The following is a 17,302-nucleotide window of genomic DNA, read 5'->3' as shown; positions in this document are numbered from 1 at the left end:
TATAAAAATGGGAACATAAAATGAATATTGAAACTTATAAAACGGACGTTACAACTAAAGAAGATGCAAGATTTGTTGTAACGCTTCTTCAATTTGTTATTTCTGATTGTATCATGAATTTTGATGTAGAAGATACAAATCATATTCTGAGAATCGAAACCAACAGGGAGATTAAAGAAATGGTTTACGGTGTTTTTAATAAGCAGGGATTTTATTGTCAGAAACTTTAACGCTCCAAAGATATGAATGATAAAAAAGTAGAAGAAGAATTAAAAAAGATCTGGGATGATATTCCTATTTCGCATTCCAACGAGGAGAAAGAAGCTTCGTGGGAAGCGTTTCAATCTAAAACCTTCGCTTCGAAGCAATCGAAATTTAAAGTATGGCATTATGCCACAGCGGCAGCTGTTTTACTTTTCGGGTTTATTGGTTCAGGGTTGTTCTTTAATAGAAATCAGGACCAATCAGAAGTTAAATTGGCTTCGAACGTAATTGAAAATACCACTTCAATTGTAAAAACAGTTTTTTTACCTGACAGTTCGAAGGTAGAGTTAAGTCCTAATTCTAGAATTGAGTATGCTAATAATTTTACAACCAATCGTAAAATTGAAATTAAAGGAGAGGCGTACTTTCATGTAAAGAAAGATAAAAAACACCCTTTTCAGGTTTTTTGCAATGAAACTACAACCACTGTTTTAGGAACTTCTTTTTTAGTAAAAGGATATACACAGAAAGAGGTAACGGTGGAGCTTTTTGAAGGAAGCGTTGAAATGAGTGTGAAAGATCAGGACAAAAAATGGATACTGGTTCCGGGTGAAAAGTTTACCTATGCCAACAATACGGTTGAGGTAACAGAGTTTGAAAGATTTACCGATTTTGAAAATGAAAAGCTAACGGTTTTAACTACCTACATTAAAACCAATTACGGCTACACGATGACCTTTCCAAAGGAGTATTATGAGCAGCGCATTACATTGAGAATTAATAAGAAAGAAGATTTAAAGATAATTATCCAACTCATATCCGAAATGTATAACCTAAATTTTGAAATAAATGAAAAATTAAAAGAAGTTACTTTTCAATAGAAAAGAAAAAGGATGCACTAGCCGCGAAACTAAACATCCTTCTCATGGTCAGGATAATAGGAAACTATCCTGTTTAATAATACTCAAAAATACAAAATTTTATGAAACATATAATTTCAGCCTGTTTTTGTTATACGTTAAAATTTCCGCAGGAGTACTATGACCATCGTATTACAATGCGAATTAATAAAAAAGAAGATTTTAAAAAACTTATCCAATTAATATCCGAAATGTATAACCTAAACTTTGAAATAAATGAAGAATTAAAAGTAATTACTTTTCAATAGAAAAGAAAAAGGATGCACTAGCCGCGAAACTAAACATCCTCCTCATGGTCAAGATAGTACGAAACTATCTCATTTAATAATTTTCAAAAATACAAAAATTCATGAAGCATATAATTTCAGCATGCTTTTTTTTATTCAGTTGGGCGGTGTTTTCTCAAAATGTAACCGTAACTGTTGATAAATCAGTAACATTAAAAGAATTCTTTAAGCAAATTGAAAGCCAAACTGATTTCAAGTTTGCCCACACGGATCAGATTAATACCGGTCAAAAGTATTTTACTCAAACCAGGACTTACAAAAATATCAGCGTAAAAGAACTTGTCAATGAACTCAATAAGAGCGCATCGGTTCAGTTCTCCATCGTAGGTAATAATATTTTTGTAAAGCAAAAAGTAACCAAAGCACCTAAAAAAAAAAATAAGCTGACCGGTCAGGTCTTTGATGAAAACAAAGAACCGGTTATTGGTGCGAATATATTTATCAAAGAGCTTTCTACTGGCGCTACAACCGATGCAGATGGAAAATTTGCGATAGAAGTAGATAAAGGAAATTATACCGTATTAATTACATATCTCGGCCTAAAAAACAAAGAGAAACAAATTGAAGTTGCTGACGATTCAAGAATCAATTTTTACATGGACGCCGATAGTCACGAACTCGAGCAGGTAGTCATCACCTCCAATAAAGCGGTTGATGTTAAAAATACTCAGATGAGTGTGAACAAACTTTCGATGGCCGAGATTAAAAGAATTCCGGTTGCTATGGGGGAAGCAGATCCTTTAAAATCGATATTGACATTACCGGGAGTAACCAACGCCGGAGAACTTTCATCTGGTTTTAATGTGCGTGGAGGAGCGGCCGATCAGAACTTGATTTTGATAGATGGAGGTCCGGTTTACGCTGATTCACACATGTTTGGGTTTTTCTCTATTTTTAATGCCGATATTGTAAATGGGTTAGATTTATACAAGGGAGGAATCCCTTCTAAATATGGGGGACGTGTTTCTTCTGTTTTAGATATTTCACAGCAAACCGGAGACTATGAAGAGTACAAAGTAAATGGAGGGATTGGTTTAATCTCGAGCCGTTTATTGGTACAGGGACCTATTCAGAAAGAAAAAGGATCTTTCATCATTGCAGGACGTGCTTCGTATGCTCACGTATTTATGAAACTGACTGATAACAAGAACTCCGCTATGTTTTATGATTTGAATGCTAAGTTTAATTATCGTTTTGGAGCCAACAATACGCTGTCTTTTTCGGGATATTTCGGAAACGATGTTTTTGATTTGAACAATCTTTTTGACAGTACCTACGGAAATACGATGGGGATCTTAAGCTGGAAACACAAGTTTTCGGAGAATTTAAATACCAATTTGTCTGTTTACTTCAGTGATTATAAATTTAATCTGGGATTAGAAAGAGAAGGTTTTAAATGGAATAATAACATTCAGACTTATGGTTTTAAATATGGCTGGAGTCAGACTTTATCAGAAAAATTAAAACTTAACTACGGAATAGACGGCCAGTATTATGATTTTAACCCAGGAACAGCGAAGCCTACTACTGCGGGTTCACAGTTTAATTACAAGCAGTTGGCTAAAAAGTATGCTTTTGAATCTGCTGTTTATCTGGACTTCGAACATCAGCTAACTGAAAAACTGAACCTTCGTTACGGTCTTCGTTATAGTATGTTTTACCGTTTAGGAGGGGAGGAAATAAGTACTTATGAGGATGGAAAGGCAGTAGTTTTTAATCCATTGTATAAAATTTATGAAAATGGAACTCCAACAGGAAGTATATCTTATAAAAGTGGAGCGACCATAAGTAAGTTTGATAATTTCGAACCACGTGTCGCATTATCATACGCCTTTGATGAAAATACATCAGTAAAGGCAAGTTATAATCGAATGGCGCAATACATTCACATGTTATCCAATACCCAGTTTCCATTGCCAACTACGATCTGGACACCAAGCGGACCTTTTACAAAACCTCAGTTGTTAGATCAATATGCCGTTGGTTATTTTAAGAATTTTAAGGATAAGGAATATTCTTTTGAAGGAGAGTTATTCTACAAGAAAATTCAAAATCGTATTGACTATATTGACGGAGCAAATATCCTGGCAAATGACAATATAGAACAGGTGATTTTGAATGGTAGAGCCAGATCATACGGTATGGAGTTAATGTTGAGAAAAAATACAGGAAGATTGACCGGATGGGTTTCTTATACTTTGTCGAGAGCTGAACAAAAAACACCTGGCAGGACGACCGAAGAATCTGGAATCGCAAATGGCGGATGGTATTTATCAGGATATGACAAACTGCACAATTTAAGTATTGTGGGGAATTATGAATACAATAAAAAATGGTCTTTTAATGCCAACTTTAGCTTACAGTCGGGCCAGCCGGTAACGTATGCCAATGGGTATTATGAATTTGGAGGTATTAACATTCCAAACTTTTCATTAAGGAATGAAAACAGGCTTCCACTTTTCCATCACCTGGATGTGGCAGCCACGTATACGCCAAAGCCGGATAAAAAGAAAGGATGGCAGAGCTATTGGGTATTTAGTCTTTATAATATTTATAATCGACAAAATGCGGCTTCAATGACCTTTAGAACAAATGATGATACAGGAGCGAATGAAACCAGAAGACTTTCTATTTTTGGAATAGTACCAGGTGTTTCTTATAATTTTAAATTTTAATGAATATGCAAAGGATAGATATAAAAACTTTTAAAAAGAAAGTAATGGCTATTTTAAGTCTGGTTTTGGTGCTGTTTTTCTCATCTTGTGAAGACGTGGTAAAACTTGATTTAGAAACCGGTGAAACAAGAATTGTGGTAGATGCCGAAATTATCTGGAAAAAAGGAACAACGGGAAGCGAACAAGTCATAAAGGTCAGCAAAACGGCTCCTTATTACAACAATACCACGCCAAAAGTTTCGGGAGCGAAAGTAAAAATCACGAATAGTAAGGGCGATATTTTCATTTTTAATGAAAAAGAACCAGGTTTTTATGTATGTACTAATTTCGTGCCTGTTATCAACATGGATTATGCACTTTCTGTTGAGGCAGAAGGACAGAGTTTCACAGCAACAGAAAAGTTGATTTCAGTAACTCCAATTGACAGAATAGAGCAGAAACTTGTTCCGGATGTAGGAGGAGATGACCTGTATGAAATAGGGTTTTTCTTTAAAGATCCGATTGATCAGGTAAATTTTTATCTGACAGATTATAAAACTGATGTTCTTATTTTTCCGACCTACACTTTATTGGACGATGAATTGTTTAATGGAAATGAAATAAATCCACGATTTTCTGACACCAAATTGAAACCGGGGAAAAGTGTTGCGGTTATAAATCGTGGTGTTTCTAAGAATTTTTATAATTATATGAGCTTGCTTTTAGAGATATATGGAGGTAGTCCTTTTTCTATTCCCCCTGGAAATATCCGAGGCAATATTATAAATACTACGAATGCCAATAATTTTGCTTTTGGTTATTTCAGGCTTTGCGAAGCAGATACCTTTACCTATGTTGTAAAAGAGAACGATAACATTGTCTATCCGAGCAAGTAAGATTTTAATTGAAGGTTGATTTGTAACGGCATCTGGCATATAAATATTTATGTCAGATGTTTTTTTATGAATATGGGATACAAAAAATGGACTTGTAAGAAAGTCCATTTTTTGTTTTATTTTGAGAGTAGTAAAATTACTTCGCCACTTTTTTAAAGCGCATCATTGGAACATCATTCAGTAACAAGTTCAGTTTATCATCTTTATCAATAGAATAGGTGTTGATTTTTCTAATCATTTCGGTAAAAGTTTGCTCCCCGCCGCCTTCGCAGAACATCATTGTTGTAGGGCCTTGTTCTCCAAAGCTGATGTTTTGTCCTTTTAAAGTATAAGGAGCGCTGTAGCCATTACATCCTGCGTTTCCAGATACCTGACCCGTACTTTGATCAAACTTTATAAAAGGTTTTTTGTCAGGATACAAGCCTTCAAAAGCTATACGAGGACCGGAAATGTATTCCAGTTCCCAGGTTGTGTCATAAAGAGCAGTACTTTGCGTGGTATTTTTTGTGCAGTTGCAAGAAGTGAAAACTAAGGCAACAGCTGCCAACATTAGGGTGAAGTATTTTTTCATAGGAAAAGTTTTAGAATATAAAATTAACAAGTTTTAGGTTATGATGATCGTTTTTCTAAGAGATCTTAATGGAAGTTTTTAAAATATTGAATCATTCTAAATTTGTAAATTCGTTGCTTAAGAATTTTATCTTTGAGAGCTGAAATCATCGCTTTTTAAAATTATAACCCAGTGTTATTAAAAAATTCTCGTTGTAAATTTTCCATTGCGGGATAGTAGCTGCATTTTCGATAAGAGGAACAAAACCGTGCAGATACCTTGCGCCAAGAGTTAAACCATTCGGAAACTCATACGTTAAACCGGTTACAAAACCCGCATCCATTTTCTGGCTGTAGCTATTCGAAGCTTTCCCCGTTCCGTAAAATGTGGTATCCGTATATAAATTTCCATCGGTATCTTTGCGCTGCACAGAGGCGTTCAGTAAAAAACCGATGTAAGGACCCACATAAACTTGTAAGCCTTTGTAGTAAAAAGCAGGACTAATGGGAAATAAATCAATATATTGGCGTTTTAGCCTGCTGGTGAATCCTCCGTTTATGGTATCTGCGATTTGTAGAGCTGTTTGTTTTCTGCTGTAAAACAATTCGTGTTTTAAACCGAAATATGGGGAAATTTTATTGTCTAAAGTGATTCCGATTGTCAGGCCGTTCAAACCTTTTGAAGCCCCGTTATTAGACAGACTGTCTATATCTTTCCCTTTGAGTAATGACCAGTTTGTACCAGCGCTGATACCAAGAGTAATACCTTCCTGTTGTGCGCTCATTTGCATCGTGAAAAGGAATATCAGGCAAATTGTATATGTTTTTTTCATGATTTCTTCTTGTTTTAAAAATTAATATCCCAAATCCCAGCCGCTTTTTCAAGTTCTACTAAAGAGGCTGCATAACGATATAATGTTTCATAGTAGTTGAGCTGGGTCTCATTGTAAGTATGCTGGGCATTTAAGACATCAAGTAGAGTAGTTTCTCCACGTTTGTAACTGTATATTTTTCCATTGAGTAATTTTTCGGCATCGGTTAATAGACCCGTATTAAATTGACGAACCTGTTTTTGTGCCGTTACATAGACAAACCATGCTTTTTTAACTTCTGTCTGAACCTGCAACTCTGTTTGTCTGTATAATACATCAGACTGAAGTAATCCGTATTCAGCTGCTTTTAGTTCTCCCTTATTTTGGTTTGAGAATTTTAAGGGAATGGTTATACCAGCTGATACAGCATTTGTTGATGGAGTAGGAGCCACAACATTACTCACAACCGATGTGTTTTGTATGCCAAAGTGTATTCCTAAATCTAAAACTCTATTAGCTTTTGTTAATTTTAAAATATCTTGAGAGACATTTTTATTCTGTAGAGCAGCTAGTAAATCAGCACGATTGTTTTGAGCAGTAATCACGAGCTCACTTAAACCAAAAGCACGATCAAATTTGTTTAAATCACCATAAGGAGAATTTAGACTATCCTTTTTTTGCTCTCCAATAAAAGCTCCTAATTCCAGTAAAGAGTTTTTCCAATCGGTTTCACTTTGATATACCTCATTTAACATCGAATTAGCACCAAGTTTACTTTGACGGGCATCAATTTCGGCAATACTTCCAAGCTTAAACCGAATACTGTCAGTAGCAGCGATATTCTTTAGAATATGGTAAGAGTTTAATTGTACCAAAAGAATTTCTTTTTGTTTTAAGCTCGTTAGAAAACTTAAGGTAGCATCTGCACGTAAGTTCCGAAAGTAATCTTCCAGTAAGGTTTTAGATAGTTCCGCTGTGCTTTTTGCTATATTTATGCGTGCTTTTCGTTTTCCGCCAAGTTCGAGCGTCCAGCTAAGTTCTGATGAAAAACCGTAACCCATTTGCATTCGCCGCTGGCCATTATCATTGGCTCCTATAGCCAGTTCCGGATCGGGGAAAACTTTTGAAGCCAGCACATTAGCTTCTGCGATATTTACATTAAATTTTTGAGCAGTAAACTCTAGATTTTTTTTACTGACTAAGGCGAGAAAATCAGTGTAATTCATCTTTATTTTTGTGAAAGTAGTGTCAATCTGAGCATTTGATACTGCCGAAATATTTAGCAGTATCAATATAATTCCCCAGTTTTGTATGTTCTTCTTAATCATAAGGGTTCATTTTATGGATTATTGATTTCATTTTGCAGGTGCTCTTTTGGGAGATCAAATTTTTTCTCGATCAAATAATAAAGTGAGGGTAAAGCAAAAAGTGTTAGAACGGTAGAAAATAGTAGTCCGTAAACGATAACCGTTGCTAATGGTCTTTGCACGTCACTGCCTATTCCTGTGGCTAATGAAGCGGGCAATAAACCTAGTATTGCGACAGTAGCCGTCATTAAAACAGGACGGAAGCGTTGTTTAGCGCCAGTGATTACGGCTTCGAGTAATGCTATTCCGTTTTTACGAAGCTGATTAATGTGTGAAATCATAATAACTCCATTTTGTATTGCAACACCAAATAAAGCGATAAAACCTACTGCTGAGGATACATTGAGCGTCATCCCGCGGACAGTAAGGGCTAACATGCCACCAAATAATGCCAATGGAACAATACTCATTAACAGTCCTGCCTGACGAAATTTTCCAAACGCACCGTATAGCAGCACAAACATTAAGGCTAATGCAAGAGGGAGAATAATGGCTAAATGACTATAAGCTCGTTCCTGATTTTCGAATTGTCCTCCCCATTTTAGTTTAAATTTTGCGTGGTTGTATTTTACTTTTTCTTCAATTTTAGATTGTGCTTCCTTTAAGAAAGAACTTAAATCGGCTCCTCTTAAATTCAGGCGAACCGTTAGATGGCGCTTGTTCATTTCACGGGCAATGGTACTTTCACCGGTATTAAGTTTGATATCGCATACTTGTGACAACGGGATTTTGACACCTTCGGAATTGGTAAGCATCAGGTTGCTTATTTTTTCAGGATCATTTCGGCTTTCTTCGTTATAGCGTGCGGTAATATCATATACTTTATTGCCGACAAAAATTTGCGAAATGGCTTTTCCACCCATAGCCACTTCTATTAATTCTGAAACAGCATCGATATTTAATCCGTATTGCGCTATTTTCTGGCGGTCTGCAATTATTTGTACCTGAGGCAATGGCGGTTCCTGATCGATAGCAAGATCGACGGCACCTTTTACCTCCTGAAGGGTTTTAATGACATCTTCCGCAATTCGTCTGGTTTCTTTGTAATCCTCGCCATATATTTTTACCACCAGTTCACTGTGAGCACCTGAGATTTTGTCCATCACCCCATCGATCATGGGTTGCGAAAAACCAATATTATAGCCCGGCATAGTAGCATATTCGGCAGATAATTCTTTTATTAAATTCTCTTTTGTTTTTCCTGATTTCCATTGCTTGTAGGGTTTTAGGCCCATGCTGCATTCGTAATGCGAAGGCGTCCAGGCATCAGTCCCGTCATCATTACGACCTGCCTGTACCATCATGTAAGTTACTTCTTCGTGTTTTAAAGTACGATGACGCAGTGTGTCGCTCATTTCCTTCGATTTTTCTAAAGTAATACCGGGAGGTAAGGTCACCTGCAGCCAGATCGATCCTTCATCCAATGGTGGTAAAAAATCTTTTCCGACCACGGCAGTAAGTATAAAAGCGAGAACTGATACTGCAATCAGAGGTGTAAATACTTTTTTAGGGACCTGCATTATTTTCTGTATGCGATGATGGTAAGCACTGGTTAGTTTTTCCAGCCATTTGTTATGATACATTTTTTGTGGCTTGCGATAGATGAAATAAGCCAATCCGGGTATCAGCAGTAAAGCAACCAATAAAGCGCCAAAAAGCGCATATCCTACTGTAAAAGCCATAGGAGTGAATAATTTTTTCTCTACACGCTCAAATGCAAACAATGGCAAATACGCTGTTATGATAATCAGAGTGGCAAAAAAGATGGGACGTGCCACACTTTTTACGCTGCTGGCAATATTATTTTCGGTGAGTTCTTCATCTTCGTTATCTTCCCGTTTTTTTAGAATGGTTTCCATCATCACAATGGCTCCATCGACAATAATACCAAAATCAATTGCTCCAAGAGAAAGTAAATTGGCAGGAATATGAGTGAATTTCATCAGAATAAAAGCAATCAAAAGCGAAATAGGAATGGTAATAGCGACCAATAAAGCACCTCTCCAACTGCCCAGAAAAACAATTAAAACAATAATTACGAGTACCATTCCTTCCAACAATGTATGAGAGACAGTAGTAAGTGTTGTTTCTACCAGACTAGTGCGGTCCAGAAAAGCGTGGATTTTAACACCTTCAGGAAGGTAATTTTTATTGAGGTCGTCCACTGCTTCGTTGACCCCTTTTAATACCACAGAGGGGTTTTGGTTTTTGAGCAGCAATACAATTCCTTCGATATTGTCCGAATAGTCAACTCCGCGTTTGTCGGTGTACCCTAAAGCTCCTTTACGTTCCAGATTACCATATTTTAACTTTCCGATATCACTCAAATAAATAGAGACTCCATTTACCGATTTTACAACAATGCGTCCAATATCTTCCAGATTTTTTACCAAACCGATTCCGCGTACCACATACGACTGGTCTCCACGATCGATAACACTTCCTCCTGTATTTGCATTATTTTTTTCGATGGTTTCTGTTACTTCACTTAAGGATAAACTATATTGCTCAAGTTTAGCGGGATCGAGTTCTACTTGGTATTGTGTTGTGATTCCTCCAAAATTAGTGACATCAGCCACTCCCGATACCTGTTTGATACGCGGAATAATGGTGTACTCCTGTAGTTCGCTCAGCTCTCTTAGGTCATGGTTTTTGCTTTCAATGATATAGCGGTAAATTTCACCAGTAGGAGAGGTTAGTGGGTCTAAACTCGGAACAGCACCATAAGGCAGTTGGACATCATTTAAGCGCTCCTGAATTCTGGTGCGGGCAAAATAATCTTCAATACCGTCATCAAAAACGATCGTTACCATTGATAAACCAAAAGTACTTTTGCTTCGCATTACATGTAAGCCAGGTAAACCGTTTATGGCTCGTTCTATCGGAATGGTGATTTGCTGTTCAACTTCTTCCGCTGCCAAACCCGGAACCTGCGTTACGACTTGTGAGGTGACATCGCCGATATCAGGATAAGCCTCAACAGAAAGTTGCTTCCAGGAATAATATCCAAACAAAGAAAGAAGTAAGAATAATGCCAGTATTAACCAGCGTTTTGCTATTGTTGTTTCAAATATATTTTGTTTCATAAAGTCATTTATTTCGCTCCAAGGAGATAAAAAGCTCCTTCACTGATAATTGTTTCATTTGATTTTAATCCTGAGAGCACGGCTATTTTTCCATTTTGCGATATTCCGGTCTCGATGTAACGACGGACGTATTTGCCCGGCTCTGATTGGACAAAGACGAAGCTTTTGTCATTGATTTGTAATACTGCTTTGGCGGGTATGAACAAGGTATTCATGGGCTTGTCTGTAAATTTTACAGAGACAAACATTCCCGGTTTAAGGATATGATCGGTATTGTTGCAGGCTATTAATACCTGTACGCTTCGGGTATCCTCGTCTATGATTTCGTCGACATGATAGATTTTGCCTGAAATTTTTGTGTTCGGATAAGCGCCGGAACTGATTTCGGCCCCTTGTAGTTCTTGCAAAAAATGAATGTCTTTTTCTTTAATCTGGCCGGCAACCCATACTTTTTTGAGATCAGCAACTTTTGCTTTCGGTCCGGCATCTTCTTTTAAATACTGTCCCAATACCAGTTCATTGGTGATCACTTCACCGGCAATGGGTGAGGTGATGACTAAGGGCTGACCGAAAACCAGTTTGTTTGTGTTTACTCCAAAAATTTTAAGACTGGCAATTGCATTTTGATATTCTTTTTCACTGATTTCGAAGTTGGTTTCGGCTTCTTCGAGATCTTTCTGAGAACCAACACCGTGAGTTTTTAAGTCTTTTTGCCGTTTTAACGAGAGTCTGGCAACCTCATACCCCGATTTAGCCTGGAAGAAGTTTTTCTGGGCAGCTGTAAAATCAGGAGAAACCAATTCAAATAAAGGTGTCCCGGGCAATGTTTTCATTCCTAATCTTGCATGTATTTTGGTGACTCTTCCTGAAAAAGGGGGAGCAATTTCGGCATACGAATTTGGAATTGCTTTGACAGTTCCGGCAGTTTGTAATTCGAACTGATAGGGCTCATTTTTAACGGTTTGGAACTTTAGTTTGAAGGCAATATTTGATTTTTGCGGAATCAGGACCGTATCTCCTTTTAAAGAAAAGTTTTCAACCTCTTTTTTTTCGGTTTTGTTCTGGCAGGCCACTAACATTGAAGCGGCCGTTATAGCGAGTAAGAGGTTTTTACATTCGGGATTTCGAGGATAGATTTTTGATAGTTGAAGCCTGAAAAGTTTTGTAGTGTTTAATGTCATGTCATTTTGATTTTTACGCATTAATTAAATTTTGTGGTTCGCTATAGGTACAGCATGACCGCAGAAAATTTGGGAACAGTAGTATTGGTAGGGTAACACATCGTGTGCTACAGCAACAAATCATGATCCTTAAATCTGGCGCAAAATTAGACAGGCATTCCCGAAAGAGCCATTAGAGACCTTTTAGAAAAAAATTAGAATTCTATTAGAAAATAGTGCAAAACTGCTTTTGGATTTTAGAAAATAAGCGGATAAAATAAAGAGAATACACCGCTGTTTGATGCAAGTATTAGGAATAAAATACAGGATATTTCTTTTTAAAGCTAATAGTGAGTAAAACGCATTTAATGATCTGAAATAAAGCGTGTTTGCTTGGTGTGTATGCCTGCCTTGTCATGCTTTTTGTGACAGCCATTTGAGAGTGAATAGAGAAGCTATAGAATTGAAAAAATGCTATTGTAAGTTGAACGCTACGATAAAAGTTGTGCCCTTATTTTTTTTGGAAGTAACGGTGATATTCCCTTTGTGGAGCAGAATGATTTTCTTTGTTAAGGAAAGACCAATACCATTTCCATCGGCGTAAATTTTATTAGAACCTCTGTAGAACGGAGTAAAAATATGTTCGAGTTCTTCTGGTAAAATACCAATTCCATTGTCTGAAAAATGAAGCTCTATTTTATTATTGAGAAATGAAATAGATACAATACTTTGATGGTCATCAGAAAATTTACAGCCATTTTCAAATAAATTGACAAAAGCAACTTTTAGGAGATACTCGTTTCCATGAACTGAAATTTGACTGTCGTCTTCAAAATCGTTCTCGAAGTGGATGGTTATATTGTAGTCCGGATTTGACTTTTGAACTTGTTGGCGGGCATCTAATAAAACTTCATCAATACGAAGTTGTTTAAAAGCAATTTCTGAAGGATCATAATTGGCTTTAGCAAGATCAAGTAAACTGTTGGAGAGTTTGGCCAGTTTTTTAGCATCCTGTAAAGTATTTTGAATGACCATTTTATATTCGTTGTTATTGCGTTCTTTATGGGTTGAGAGTTCTAATTCGGCAATAATTGCAGAAAGCGGTGTTCGTAGTTCGTGTGAAATGTTTGAAACAAATTGTTTCTGAGAGTCGAAGGAATTTTCGAGACGGTTTAGCATTTTATTGAACGTAGTAGCCAGTTCGGTAATTTCATCTTTGTTTTTGGAAGTGTCCAGTCGCAGATCAAGATTTGTAGCCGAAATGGTTTTGGCTTTGTTGGTCATTTTAACAATAGGTTCAAACGCTTTTTTCGAAAAAAAACGACCGGCAACGTACAGCAACAAAATCGATAAGATAAAAACAATGATGCAGGTCTCAAGGAGGTTGTAGAATTTGCTGTATCCAAATCCGTCGTATGCAGCGGCAGTAATAATGTATTCTTTTCCCTGGAATCGATAGGTCATGCCTATAACTTGCCAATCTTTTTGATAAAATTTTATTTCGCCTTTACGGGCAATTTCATTAATCATTGACTTGGTTTCTTTGACCACATCAATCTCAACAGCATCGTGATAGAGTAGGTGGAAAGCAGGGGTATAAATGGCAACTTCAACCTCGTTTAAGGTGGCTCTGTTGTTTTTGTAAATGTCCTGTAGTGTTTTACTGTCGACTTCAGCATTCAAAAATAAATTGGCTTTGGTGATCGCCTCTTTCTTTAACAATGCATAGAATTCTTTTTCTCTGTTTTCTTTTGCCGAAATCAGAATAATAGCAGCAAACACTAATAGAATAGTGGCCGTGACAAGGGTAAATAATAGGGTTAGCCGGGTTCTTGTTTTCATTCTGTTTTCAAAATAAATCCCATCCCCGATTTTGTATGAATGAGTTTTTTATCATAATCCCTGTCAATTTTTTTCCTCAGATAGTTGATATAGACATCAATAAAATTGGTGCCGGTATCAAAATGAGTATCCCACACTTTTTGGGCTATTTCTACTCGGGAAAGCACTCGTTCTGGATTTTGGAGCATATACTCTAAAAGTTTAAACTCTTTTGGAGTAAGGCTTATTTCAGTTTCATTTCTTCTGATACTTTTGGTTTGCAGGTTCATTTCAAGTTCGTCATACTTTAAAATAAACCCGGTGGTATGAATTGAATTACTACCGCTTCTTTTTAGCAAAGCTCTGATACGAACTAACAGTTCCCTCATTTCAAAGGGTTTTGTGAGATAGTCATCGGCTCCCGCATCAAAACCTTCCACTTTATCATCTGTTGAGCCCAAAGCAGTTAACATAATGATAGGAAGATCAGGTTTTATCAAACGTATCTCTTTACACAAATCAAGCCCGTCCATTTTTGGGAGGATGATATCGGTAATAACCAGATCGAAAGGATTCTGCAACATCAGTTTTTTCGCAGAGAGACCATCATAAGCCACTGTAGGGAAAAATCCATGTTCAGTAAGTCCCCGCTGAATCAACTCAGCCACTCTTTGGTCGTCTTCTACTACTAAAATTTTCATCTCTACAAAGTTATACGATTGAATGTAGAATGGAAAAAAAAATAGTGACTAATTAAAGATGGGGTTTAAACTCTTCTGGGATCTCCTTTTAGATACGTTTTGCTATATTTAAAATACTCGGTTGAAGTTCTTTCTCCCGCTTTGCCGTCAATTCTTAGGACGCTTCCGGCACTATTTAGCAGTTTTTGTAATTCTGTTGCTTCGCTGGTAACCGTTCCCGAGTAATAGCTTGTTTTATTTCCCTGAAGTAGTATGCGCTCTACGATGTGGGGATTGGGCAGGGTAATCAAATGCTGCTCCATCATACGTCGCAACAAAACAGCGGCGCCGCATTGTTTAGAAACTGCGTTTGGATCATACTTACCATCCTGAACGTATTTGCCTTTAGTATAGTGGTTGGAATAACTCCATAAATAAGGTGAATTAATTCCTTGTTTGTAATAACCTAAGCCATTAAACAATTCCAGTCTGTAGAGAATTCCCGAGATACTCCAATCGGTCCATGAGTTTAGTTTGTCATAGATTAAAGCATCATTAGCGCTGAATTCCCATGTAAATGGCGGATTTCCGGCTTTTGGAAGTCCCACGGGAACGTGAACCGTACGCTTGGTAAGCGGATCACCGTTGTGAAGGTGAGTGTCAAACCTTAAACTTCCTTCCATACAGTGTATAATTGAAATGATATACCAGGGAATATTTAAGGGATCACCCACAGATTGATACCTGGTTTTGTTCGAGACTATTTTTGCTACCAGCGCATCGATTTCAGGATACTTAGCTTCTTTAAGGATACAGGAGGCAAATAATTTTTCGTAATTGCTTTTTTTGTCTGGAGGTACTGTTGTCGCCATGATAGTTTGTTATAATTTATGAATTGGTTCTGTTTTATTTTCAAAATGAAGTACTTCTAAAAAAAATCATTTTTCTATCTGCCGGAATAGTATGATCTTGAATGATAGTCAGGGGGTAAGTTTGGATAATGTAAAATTAGTTAAAAAACGGATTATTGGTTTTAACTGGTTTAAAAACAGGTATTTATATGGTTTTATTGAAGAGTGGATTTTGTTTAATAGAAGTAGGTTAATTGTGGAATAGAGATTTTCGATACAAAAAAACGCGATTAGATATTCACTGGTTCTAACAGATTACCATCGTATTTAATTGATTTAAAATCACGGAAAGTCAAAACAATTATGCCAAAACAGGCCAAGCTTTTGGTTAACATTGTTGTAACTATTTTAAAAGGATTTACTTAGTGTGTCCTTAACATTTTTTGATAAAACTTAAGAACAAGTATGAGTTGATTTTTATAGATTTGTAGAATCAATTATATTCCCAAAAATGAATTGGGGAGCAATTACAAAACTTTAAGACAATGAAAGCTGTTACTTCAATATTTTTATTTTTAATGTTTGTCAGTTCAACTTCTTATTCACAATTAAGTTCAGATAAAATATTCGAAAGTTTTAAGCAGGGAGAACGCACCAATTGTTCATCGATTGCTTTTATTAAAGCCTCTTTAAATGTTTATGGGTTAGACAATCTTTTTATAAATGAGAAAATGGAGGATAACTCACATAAAATCATTTTAAAAAATAATGCATCATTCAATCTGAAAGAAGAAGAAATAAATAAAGCAACAATATCTGCTGGTTTTATCTATATAAAAGACAATTGTGAAAGCGAAAAAATAACAGATTATGCAATATTGACCTACGCAGTAATGGCAAAATACAAGCAAATCATAGATAAGATATCAACTTTTGATGAAGCATTGGAGGATTTGGAAGATGGTTCAGTATATACTCCAACCATTTACAAATATTTAGGGTTTAAAGAAGGCAAACAAGTGTTAAAGTTAAAGCGACAATCGGGAAGTGAATTTTGTGGAGTTGTTGCCTGGTCTACGGCACATGCCGTTTTTGTTTGTGAAGATTTTATGGATTATTACGGCAATAAAAAAAGTATCTGGATAAAGTATCCGGGACGTTTTAGGGTAATTAAATCGTAAGCGACCGGAAGAATTTCTGTAAAATTTTTTAGGTTTTTTTTAATATGATGAATTGTTATAGCCGTAAAATGTGCTCTCCAGCACCTCAGAATTGTCCTATAGATTGATATAATGCAAATTGTTAATTTTTTTTAAAAAAAAAGGAATCATTAAAGTTGCCGCTTAAGTTAAATTGTATACTTTTGTTTTCCTCAACAACCAATTACATTAATAAAATGAAAAATAGTATTATTTTAGTAAGTTTCTTTTTCTTTCTGGCAACTGGTGCTATTTCAGCACAGGCAAAGAATGCTCCAAGAAGTATAATCAGTACAACAGCCATTATCCGCAAATACCATGATCAAAAAGAATTGAGTGGTATGCAAAAAGGAGAACTTTTGGAATTATACATTGAGCGTATTAAAGTTTTAGTAAAAACACTTCCGTACATCGCTTTGGTTACAAAACCTGGAGTAACGATGTCTGACTTAGGTATTCCGGACGATAGTGAACACAAAAAAGTATTAGACGGTCAAGCCGAAGGAACAACAATATTTTTGGATACAACGGTAGATTTTCAGAGAAAAATGATGCCTTATTCAGATAAAGGGAATTTAATTGCTGCAATTTTATTTTACGAAAGCACATTGAAGTCATTACACGAGTTTAACGACATAAACTAATGTAAAATAGGGATTCATTCCACAAAAAAATAGAAACCTCCAAAGTCATTTGATTTTGGAGGTTTTTTTTGTTTAAAATGTCTAGTCCTGAAATAGCGATACACAAAAAGTATCATTATGGAAGTACCTCAAGAAATACGCTATGTAAAGCGTACACAAAAAGACTACTCTA

Annotated in this window: 14 protein-coding genes; 6 read left to right on the top strand and 8 right to left on the bottom strand. The window is 36.2% G+C overall.

The features are described 5' to 3' along the window. The first annotated feature begins 20 nt into the window (after positions 1–20). The 4 genes from FLA105534_RS00895 to FLA105534_RS00880 all read left to right on the top strand — a co-directional run bounded on the left by FLA105534_RS00895 (position 21) and on the right by FLA105534_RS00880 (position 4,961). Positions 21–230: a hypothetical protein gene (locus FLA105534_RS00895; protein WP_173964165.1), complete on the top strand. Its 210-nt coding sequence runs from the start codon at positions 21–23 to the stop codon at positions 228–230. 12 nt (positions 231–242) lie between these two features. Next, positions 243–1,085, top strand: a complete 843-nt coding sequence (locus tag FLA105534_RS00890; protein ID WP_173964164.1) for a FecR family protein — start codon at positions 243–245, stop codon at positions 1,083–1,085. A gap of 388 nt (positions 1,086–1,473) precedes the next feature. Further along, a complete protein-coding gene (locus FLA105534_RS00885; protein ID WP_173964163.1) occupies positions 1,474–4,086 on the top strand; it encodes a TonB-dependent receptor in 2,613 nt (870 codons plus the stop codon). 5 nt (positions 4,087–4,091) lie between these two features. After that, positions 4,092–4,961: a DUF4249 domain-containing protein gene (locus FLA105534_RS00880; protein WP_246253135.1), complete on the top strand. Its 870-nt coding sequence runs from the start codon at positions 4,092–4,094 to the stop codon at positions 4,959–4,961. A gap of 136 nt (positions 4,962–5,097) precedes the next feature. Here the strand turns inward: FLA105534_RS00880 and FLA105534_RS00875 are convergent, their stop codons facing one another. The 8 genes from FLA105534_RS00875 to FLA105534_RS00840 form a co-directional block, all read right to left on the bottom strand. Further along, positions 5,098–5,532 carry an META domain-containing protein gene (locus FLA105534_RS00875; protein WP_173964161.1) on the bottom strand — a complete coding sequence of 145 codons (435 nt, stop codon included), beginning with the start codon at positions 5,530–5,532 and terminating at the stop codon, positions 5,098–5,100. 145 nt (positions 5,533–5,677) lie between these two features. Further along, on the bottom strand, positions 5,678–6,343 hold the full coding sequence (locus FLA105534_RS00870) for a porin family protein (RefSeq protein WP_173964160.1): 666 nt from the start codon (positions 6,341–6,343) through the stop codon (positions 5,678–5,680). Positions 6,344–6,357: 14 nt separating this feature from the next. Then, positions 6,358–7,650: a TolC family protein gene (locus FLA105534_RS00865; protein ID WP_173964159.1), complete on the bottom strand. Its 1,293-nt coding sequence runs from the start codon at positions 7,648–7,650 to the stop codon at positions 6,358–6,360. Positions 7,651–7,661: 11 nt separating this feature from the next. Continuing rightward, positions 7,662–10,775 carry an efflux RND transporter permease subunit gene (locus FLA105534_RS00860; protein WP_173964158.1) on the bottom strand — a complete coding sequence of 1,038 codons (3,114 nt, stop codon included), beginning with the start codon at positions 10,773–10,775 and terminating at the stop codon, positions 7,662–7,664. An 8-nt stretch (positions 10,776–10,783) separates the two neighbouring features. Then, entirely contained in the window at positions 10,784–11,956 is a 1,173-nt protein-coding gene (locus tag FLA105534_RS00855) for an efflux RND transporter periplasmic adaptor subunit (protein WP_173964157.1), read from the bottom strand. Between the two features lie 453 nt (positions 11,957–12,409). Then, on the bottom strand, positions 12,410–13,777 hold the full coding sequence (locus FLA105534_RS00850) for a HAMP domain-containing sensor histidine kinase (protein ID WP_173964156.1): 1,368 nt from the start codon (positions 13,775–13,777) through the stop codon (positions 12,410–12,412). Next, entirely contained in the window at positions 13,774–14,457 is a 684-nt protein-coding gene (locus FLA105534_RS00845; RefSeq protein WP_173964155.1) for a response regulator transcription factor, read from the bottom strand. The genes FLA105534_RS00850 and FLA105534_RS00845 overlap by 4 nt, the downstream gene beginning before the upstream one ends. A gap of 65 nt (positions 14,458–14,522) precedes the next feature. Then, positions 14,523–15,308, bottom strand: coding sequence for a hypothetical protein (locus tag FLA105534_RS00840; protein ID WP_173964154.1), 786 nt, complete (start codon positions 15,306–15,308; stop codon positions 14,523–14,525). A gap of 524 nt (positions 15,309–15,832) precedes the next feature. On the opposite strand from FLA105534_RS00840, the gene FLA105534_RS00835 reads away from it, so the two are divergent. Next, positions 15,833–16,468, top strand: a complete 636-nt coding sequence (locus FLA105534_RS00835; RefSeq protein ID WP_173964153.1) for a hypothetical protein — start codon at positions 15,833–15,835, stop codon at positions 16,466–16,468. Between the two features lie 215 nt (positions 16,469–16,683). Beyond that, positions 16,684–17,130: a hypothetical protein gene (locus FLA105534_RS00830; protein WP_173964152.1), complete on the top strand. Its 447-nt coding sequence runs from the start codon at positions 16,684–16,686 to the stop codon at positions 17,128–17,130. The last annotated feature ends 172 nt before the right edge of the window (positions 17,131–17,302 follow it).

It is taken from the genome of Flavobacterium collinsii, assembly GCF_902804485.1.
GTDB lineage: Bacteria > Bacteroidota > Bacteroidia > Flavobacteriales > Flavobacteriaceae > Flavobacterium > Flavobacterium collinsii.
The sequence above is the reverse complement of the archived record's forward strand: the minus strand, read 5'-3'. Positions and strand labels throughout refer to the sequence as shown.